Origin of the sequence: Mesotoga sp. (genome assembly GCF_035363035.1) — a bacterium.
Lineage (GTDB): Bacteria > Thermotogota > Thermotogae > Petrotogales > Kosmotogaceae > Mesotoga.
On record NZ_DAOSEH010000098.1, the window covers coordinates 1 to 7498 of the forward strand.

The window sequence follows — 7498 nt, forward strand, 5'->3', positions numbered from 1 at the left end:
GGAATATCCAGGTGTTTTTCAGGTTTCTCCTGACGATCGAATAGGGAACGAGTTCGCCGATTGCGCGAGAGAACTTTCCATACGCATCTTTCTTCGTGTAATACATATACTCACCTTCTCAAACGTATCCCATGTGGTCGATGTACATATTTCTGAACTCATCCAGACTAGAAAGTTCTATATACTTCGAACAGCCAATTATCGCATTGATTTCGGCCAGGCTGGATCTGTAAAGAAGAGTCGCGATAGCGCCCCTCAGCGAGGTGTTTCCCTCCACGGCTATTTCGCAGTCCGGCCCCGGAGGAAGGATCCCGGTGATGAAGAGATCTCCAATATCTATCTTGCTTCCAAAACCGCCGGCTATCCTTATTTTTTTCAATCTTCTCTTGTAGAAGCTCTTCAAAAGAACTTCAATCCCAGTTCTCAAAGCGGCCTTGGCCAGCTGGAACTGTCTCAGGTCCTTCAGGGTTATGTAAACATCTTTGGAAAGCATGAATCCGTTGCATTTCTTATCGAATCTAGCCCGCAGCTCCCCGGGCCAGGATTCAAGGTTCGAAAATCTTCCCGACGCTTCTATAAGGCCGTTCTTAAGAAGCAGGGAAACGATAGAAATCAATCCACTTCCGCAAATGCCCGAGGGTGGAGTTCCTCCTATAGTTTTCAAGGTCAGGCTTCCGTCGAAGGAGACCTTCTCGATTGCCCCGGAGACGTTGCCGACTCCACACGCTATGTTACCGCCTTCAAAAGCGGGGCCGGCGGCCGTGGAGCAGCACAGTAAGCTTCCTCCCGAAGAGACGACTATCTCGCCGTTGGTGCCAAGGTCTATCAATAGCTCGTCTTCATGTTCTCTCAAATTGGTGGATAGGATCCCTGCAACTATGTCTCCTCCCACATAGCCCGAAATCGCCGGAAGGGCCAGAACCTCGGAAAAAGGGCTCAGCTCCAGGCCGATTTCCCCGGCCTTCTTCCTCACGATTCCTCCGTAAAATGGCGAGAACGGAGCGGTGGCTATAGATCTCACCGGAAATCCGAACAAAAGGTGAGTCATCGTCGTGTTCCCGGAAACCACCACCTCGTTTATATCTCCGGACCGTCTCCCCGATTGCTCACAGAGCCCTTCGATCAGTTTCGAAACGGCCTTCCTTACCACCGACGAAAGAGTTTTCAGTCCCTCCCGTTCAACGACAGTGTGAGTGATCCGCGAGATAACATCGTGTCCGAAAGCTCTTTGAGGGTTCATCGTGTTTTCTTTCGCGAGAACTTCACCACTGTCCAGATCAAGCAGGGCGGTGGCTATGGTGGTCGTGCCGATATCGACCGCGACTCCCAGATTGAAGCTTCTCCGGCCGTCTATCGCGACCAGCTTTCCCGGTCTCGTGTAGACCGAGACTTCTCCCTCGAGAGATCCGGTGTAAAAATCCGACAGATCCAGATCTTCTCCAAGATACTCCTCCACCAGCGCCGATACCTGGTTTCTCACCCCATCACCTGAAGGGATAACGAAGCTTTGCCGTCTTACTACAGGATCGCACCCTTCAAAAGAGATTTCGTCGATCGTGGCGATGGCATCGAAGTATCCGGGATCGAGGTATACTTGGCAGTCTCCGGTGATCTCGGCCATGCAGGACAGTCTGATTCCCCTTTTCAAAGCCTCTCCCAGGATAGTTTGTTCCGCCTGGCCCGGCGGGGAAAGCATACTGTCCAGGTCGACCCGTACTCTACACTTGCCACACTTTCCCGCGCCACCACAGGGTGTATCTATAACTATTCCCAGTTCACCTAAAGCCGAAAGCAGGGGCGTTCCGGGAGGAAAATCATCTTCAAACACATCTTCTCCAGAATGGACAATCAATCTCAAAGTACACCTCCACTCTTCCCTTACAATCTTACATTCATCTTGCTCGCAGTTCAAATCGATAGTAGATGTCGAACAGTATTATTCAAGCACCCCTTTGTTGTAAAATAACTTAGACGAAAAGCTTTAGGAGGACTACAGAGTACGGAAGGGGGGAATCAAGTGGAAAGTGAAGTAAATGTGGATATGGAGCTTATAAAACACGCAATAAACAAACTCGACTGTGGATTTCTGATATACGGCGTTAGGGCGGATCTGTTGTACGCTAACGAAGCCGGAATCAAGCTGGCAAGCAAGTGTGAAGGCAAAATAAAGGAGAAGATCGAAGAACTGGTCGCCAGAGAAGAGACGTTGAGCGGCCGATTCGAGTGCAGCCAGCAGGAGCAGGGTGGTAGATCTTTCAGATACTTCTTTAAACCGCTCTCTTTGAACGGAAAGGACTACTTCCTTCTCCAGATAGAAGATATCACCGACCTGAAGATCGCCGAAAGCACGATCGCACAGCTCGCCCATTATGACGGCGAGACCGGCCTTCCCAACTACATTCTCTTCAGAGACCGCCTCAACATGTCTATATTCAGGGGCAAAAGACATTCGGACCTCTCGATGGTAGCCGCAATGGAGATCAAAATCGGCTCCAGAAACGATTCTAATCCGGAACTGCTGATCATAGATCTGGCCCAGGATCTTTCACGGAACATAAGGAAAAGCGATACACTGTGCAGGTTTTCGAGAAGAGAGTTTCTCTTGCTTGCGGAAGAATTGAAGAGACCGGAAGATGCGGAGAAGATAATGAGAAAAATGGGCGAGACCTTCGAAACATGGAAGGGTAATATACCCGGCTGTTCCTTCGGCTTGAGCTATGGCTACTCCCTGCTGCCGGTAGACGGAGTCGATCCCGAGACTCTCGTCAGCAAGGCCTTTAACGCTATTAAAGAGAAGTGATCAAAGGGAGTATGTAAATTGAAGATACTTATCATTGGTGTGGCAGTACTTGCAGTGATTTTACTTGTGCCCTTCCTCATACCGGTTCCAGATTTGAAAGGTACGGTAGATCCATCGCTTCTGGCCGATGAAGACAGCCGCTTTGTCTGGTTGGAGAACGTGAACATACACTACAAAGTATCGGGCGAAGGCTTTCCGCCGGTTGTGCTCCTCCACGGGTTCGGGGCCAGTATCTTTTCTTGGCGGGAAGTTTTCTCGCCTCTCGCCGACCGGTTCACGGTAATGGCCTTCGACAGACCCGGCTTCGGCTTGACTTCCAGACCAATAGGGGAAGAGATAAAGGATTTCAACCCTTACACTCCAGAAAACCAGGTAGAGCTGACGGTGCGATTGATGGATCATCTGGGGTTCGAAAAGGCCGTACTCATAGGCAATTCAGCCGGCGGCCTGACGGCCCTGGAAATTGCGATCGCACATCCCGAAAGGGTGATCGGCCTGGTGATGGTCGATGCGGCCGTTTACACGAACGACAGCGATAACCTCTTTTTCAAGTTGCTCACCTCGACCCCTCAGGGAAGGCATCTAGGACCGCTTGTTTCGCGTCTTTTTCTCAACGACGCGCGATCGCTACTCGATCTGGCCTGGCATGATCCCTCCAAAATAACTCCGGAGATTCTTGAAGGTTACGAGAAACCCTTGAAAGCAAACGACTGGGACAGGGCTCTCTGGGAGCTGACTCTCGCCAGAAGGAAGTTCGACGTTTCGAAACTGGGAAATATCGATATACCGACCCTCGTTCTCAGCGGGGACGACGATAGAATAGTGCCCGTAGAAGACTCCGTAAGACTCGCACGGGAAATCCCGAACGCGGTGCTGCACATCTTTCCCGACACCGGCCACGTACCTCAAGAGGAAAACCCCCAGGAATTCCTGGAGGTCGTCCTGCCATTCATCGAGAGCTTGAGTTTGATCGAACGGTCAGAAGATCGGAATCCAGATTGAGTAAGGACCGAACAGATGAACGAAGAAGAGAGCCCAGGTAACCAGCATGAGCGAACGGTGAACAGGTCTCCAACTCTTCTTCATCGCCGGTGCGTACTTTCCCAGAAGATAGACTATGAATTGTGCGAGAACGCCAAAAAAGACCAGACTACCACTGTAAATAACGAACCCCCCCGTGGCAAGATAACCGTGGTAAAGGGCCGTCACGAGCAATATGCCTCCGGTGAACGGATGAACCTTTGCCAGAAACTTCATGAGGCCCTTGAAGCCTTCCCAGGGGAAGTTTTGAAGCTTCTTGTTGAATTTTCTGTAAAACCATCGCGTTATGAAGAGCGATGAGTTCAGTACCAAAAGCGAAAAATTGAACCATCCCAGAAACTTTATCCAGCCATACAAATCCGGACACCTCCGTGTTATCGAAAGACCGGCACTCAGCTACAACTTTTTATAAAGACCTTCTACCGTACTTGTCTTTCTGTATAGAGCCCCACATGAATAATATAACAACTTTTGCCGTCTATACGGCATAATCTGAAGAGTCTCTTCCCGGGAGCATAGAACCCTAACATTGACTGTTTGTCAATCGGATCCGGCCGCTGAAGATTATTGGCTTTGCTTTGAGTCCTCTATCGTTTCTTTAATTCGAACGAAGCACGGTCAATTCTTTTTTGAGTAAATCGCAACTTTCCTACTTGTCCTCTTGTGGAGATATACCGGAACACTCGAAAGATAACAGAGCAAGCACGAGTGTCTCATCGCTCGAGCGTGGATTTAAGATCAAGAGCATCAGAATCCGGCCTTTGTCGTCAAACTGGCTACAGGAGACAAATGATGGCAGGCCGTTCTCCACATTCTATGTTTTCGTAATGACGTACGACTTTATTCAACCAGAGCCGCCACGCCTATCAAGCCCGGTCCGGTGTGAGACACGAGCGATTGGGAGATCTGGCCCGTTATGATGTTCTTTATGCCGTGACTCTCCAGAGTTTCCATTATAGTACGGAAATACTCGAGAGACTTTTCGCTCCTGTCGGAGGTATAGGCGGCCACGAACCGGGCCTTTTTCCCGGAGATGTAATCGATAAGCTTTCTTACGGTGGTGTTCACGGCCCGCCTCATTCCGCGATCCTTTGAGACGCTGTGATAGATTCCATCCTCTCCCACCGTTATCACCGGCTTAAGGTCGAGTATATCTCCGATGGTGGCGCTCACTTTTCCTATTCTCCCGCCGGCTTTGAGATACTTAAGAACGGGTATGCAGAAGAAAACCTTTGATTTCTTAACGGCCTCATCAACGGCGCGGGTAACTTCGTCGAAGGTCGCACCCTGCTCGGAGAGCTCAACACCCCTCATAGCAACGAGTCCAGAGGCGATCGAGATATTCTTCGAATCGACCACATTTACTTTCGCTCCGGGATTCTTCTTTATAAACTCTTCGGAGTATCTTTTCACGAGCCCCAGAGTTCCGCTGAGCCCGCTGGAGATCCCGACGAAGATTATCTCTTTCATTCCTTCTCTGTAAAGGCTCTCAAAGGCCTGACTGATATCGTTGTAACCGGGAAGCGAAGTCTTGGGAAATTTGTTCTCCATGAACTCCAGCAGCTGTTCGGTCGTGATATCTATGTTGTCTCTGTATTCCTTTCCCTCGAGCACTACCTTGAGCGGAATTACCCTCACATTTTTCTTCTCTTTGATCGCTTCTGGAAGATCGCAGCCCGAATCGACGATTATGCCAACCATACAATCGACCCCCTGTAAAGTATAGTAATTACCCGTCACACAAGATTTGAGACGCCGGAAACTCCGGCAGCGTTCACCGGGTACATCTTTTAATTATAGCTTGAATATCGCCCTGGCGGGGCAATAATAGAAGCTCTGGTCCGGTGTGATCATGTATGTATTCTATCCAGAGCCATCGAAATCGTTCCGGCAGAACTGCGAAAAACATTCGGGTGTAACCGGATGTGTCGATCGACGTACCAATTTTGTCGAACTTCGAAGCGGGAACGATATGTAACTCCCGGTCTTAATCCACGGTCAGTGGAAAGCGAGGGGTAAAGCAAGGTATTTCAAAGTCTCTTCAGGAGCTTCTTCGCTTCCTCCAGCGAAGGGATTTTGCCCGAGAGAACTATTTCTCCGTCGAGCGCCACGGCCGGGGTCGATATTATTCCCTTTTCCATCATGGCCATCATATCCGTCACTTTTTCAACGACCGCGTTCAAGCCGAGTTCTTCGACCGCCATCTTCATTACCTTTTCCGTTTGTTTGCATCTGGGACAGCCGGAACCAAAAACCTCTACCTTCATTATCTAACCTCCTATTGAAGTAAGTTGCCGTATATATAACCCCATATGGTCGCAAAAGCTACCACGAGGCCGAAATATGTGAAGGCCTTCTTCTTTCCCAGCAGCTTTGTTATAACTATCATACTGGGCAGGCTGAGAGAGTTGCCGGCCATGAAGAGGGCCAGAGCCGGCCCTTTTCCCATCCCCAGGGACATTAGGGACTGGACTATCGGAACCTCAGTAAGCGTGGCGAAGTACATCACCGCACCGAAAACAGAAGCAAACAGAGTCGAACCAAATCTGTTTCCGCCGAGAAGAGATTCTACAAAACTCTGAGGAAGTGCGATGGAGATGACGCCGGCCGCGAAGACTCCGAAGAAGAGATATGGAAGTATCTTCTTAGCGAAATCCCAGGTCTCGCCTATCCAGGAGTTCCTCATCTCTCTCTTGAAATGAATCGCCATGATGAAGACCGCTACGGCCGAAACGGTCATTATAGAAGCCTTAACGATCGGATCTATCTTAAGGCCGCCGACTATAAGGAAAGCCATTTGCAGGGCGAGAAAGCCTACGGCCTCCTGCCAGGAAAGCTGCTCGCCCGATTCCTGGATGGCAAAGCCACCTGAACCTTTTTCTTTGAAGATACTTTGCATTATGAGCCCTATGAAAACTGCCGAAATCGCCGCCGCTACCATCCTTATGACTGCCATCTCCCAGCCGATCGCGTTCCCGGTGAGAAATATGGCCGCCACGTTGATAGCCGGGCCGCTGAATAGGAAGGCAACGGCCGGGCCGAGGCCGGCTCCCCGTTTGTAGATTCCCCCGAAGAGCGGCAGTATCGTGCAGGAACAGACGGCGAGGATTCCGCCTGACACGGCCGCCACCGGGTAGGATATTATCTTTCTAGCACCCGGACCCAGCAGCTTGAGTATCGCGTCTTTGCGTATAAACACGGTTATCGTCCCGGCTATGAAAAACGCGGGAACGAGACAGAACAGCACGTGTTCCCTGGCATAAGAGCCGAGCATCGTGAAACCGCCGATTATGGCCTCCTGCACGTGTTTCTCCGAGAAGGGCAGAAAATAAAAAACCAGAAAACCCGCCGCTAAAAGTCCAAATTTCGTCAATTCTCTCTTCAGATCCCTTTCCATCCCGGAGCACCCCCTGATTTATTCGCTGAGTTTGGCTGCCTGTGTGTAGATGGCTTCCCGTTGTTCCTTGCCGGTCATCTTCTCCAGCAACAACGCCATTACGAGTATCCCTGGAACGTTTATCGCCAGCCTCAGGAGAGCGAATTCAATACCCAGAGCGCCCATTTCGAACATGAACATAGGGATCTTCGTTGTCGACCAGGCACCTATGAAAATCAAAACGTTTGAAAACTTGACGCCCTTCTTCATGAAGACGGCCG

At 50.2% G+C, this 7498-nt stretch carries 7 protein-coding genes and 1 pseudogene; 2 read left to right on the forward strand and 6 right to left on the reverse strand.

What is annotated here, in order from left to right; translation table 11 throughout:
• Positions 1-118: 118 nt before the first annotated feature.
• Positions 119-1858, reverse strand: coding sequence for an ASKHA domain-containing protein (locus tag PKX57_RS10665; protein WP_213922515.1), 1740 nt, complete (start codon positions 1856-1858; stop codon positions 119-121).
• 159 nt (positions 1859-2017) lie between these two features.
• Between PKX57_RS10665 and PKX57_RS10670 the strand changes: the two genes are divergently transcribed.
• Together PKX57_RS10670 and PKX57_RS10675 are read left to right on the forward strand one after the other, a co-directional pair.
• A complete protein-coding gene (locus tag PKX57_RS10670) occupies positions 2018-2800 on the forward strand; it encodes a diguanylate cyclase domain-containing protein (protein WP_213922516.1) in 783 nt (260 codons plus the stop codon).
• Positions 2801-2818: 18 nt separating this feature from the next.
• Complete coding sequence (locus PKX57_RS10675) at positions 2819-3802, forward strand: alpha/beta fold hydrolase (protein WP_472417243.1); 984 nt, start codon at positions 2819-2821, stop codon at positions 3800-3802.
• Here the strand turns inward: PKX57_RS10675 and PKX57_RS10680 are convergent.
• The 5 genes and pseudogenes from PKX57_RS10680 to PKX57_RS10700 all read right to left on the reverse strand — a co-directional run.
• A complete protein-coding gene (locus PKX57_RS10680; protein ID WP_169698385.1) occupies positions 3779-4198 on the reverse strand; it encodes a hypothetical protein in 420 nt (139 codons plus the stop codon). The two genes, PKX57_RS10675 and PKX57_RS10680, sit on opposite strands and share 24 nt — an antisense overlap.
• A 483-nt stretch (positions 4199-4681) precedes the next feature.
• Positions 4682-5542 (reverse strand): DegV family protein, encoded by an 861-nt coding sequence (locus PKX57_RS10685; protein ID WP_213922519.1) that lies wholly within the window; start codon positions 5540-5542, stop codon positions 4682-4684.
• A gap of 329 nt (positions 5543-5871) precedes the next feature.
• A complete protein-coding gene (locus PKX57_RS10690) occupies positions 5872-6108 on the reverse strand; it encodes an MTH895/ArsE family thioredoxin-like protein (RefSeq protein ID WP_213922520.1) in 237 nt (78 codons plus the stop codon).
• An 11-nt stretch (positions 6109-6119) separates the two neighbouring features.
• Positions 6120-7238, reverse strand: a complete 1119-nt coding sequence (locus PKX57_RS10695; protein WP_213922727.1) for a permease — start codon at positions 7236-7238, stop codon at positions 6120-6122.
• 18 nt (positions 7239-7256) lie between these two features.
• Positions 7257-7498, reverse strand: a pseudogene (locus tag PKX57_RS10700) (permease); the annotation flags it as partial.

Coding starts and splice junctions, on each gene's coding strand:
- PKX57_RS10685 (WP_213922519.1), bottom strand. CDS start 5,542: ATGGTTGGCATAATCGTCGATTCGGGCTGCGATCTTCCAGAAGCGATC.
- PKX57_RS10690 (WP_213922520.1), bottom strand. CDS start 6,108: ATGAAGGTAGAGGTTTTTGGTTCCGGCTGTCCCAGATGCAAACAAACG.
- PKX57_RS10695 (WP_213922727.1), bottom strand. CDS start 7,238: ATGGAAAGGGATCTGAAGAGAGAATTGACGAAATTTGGACTTTTAGCG.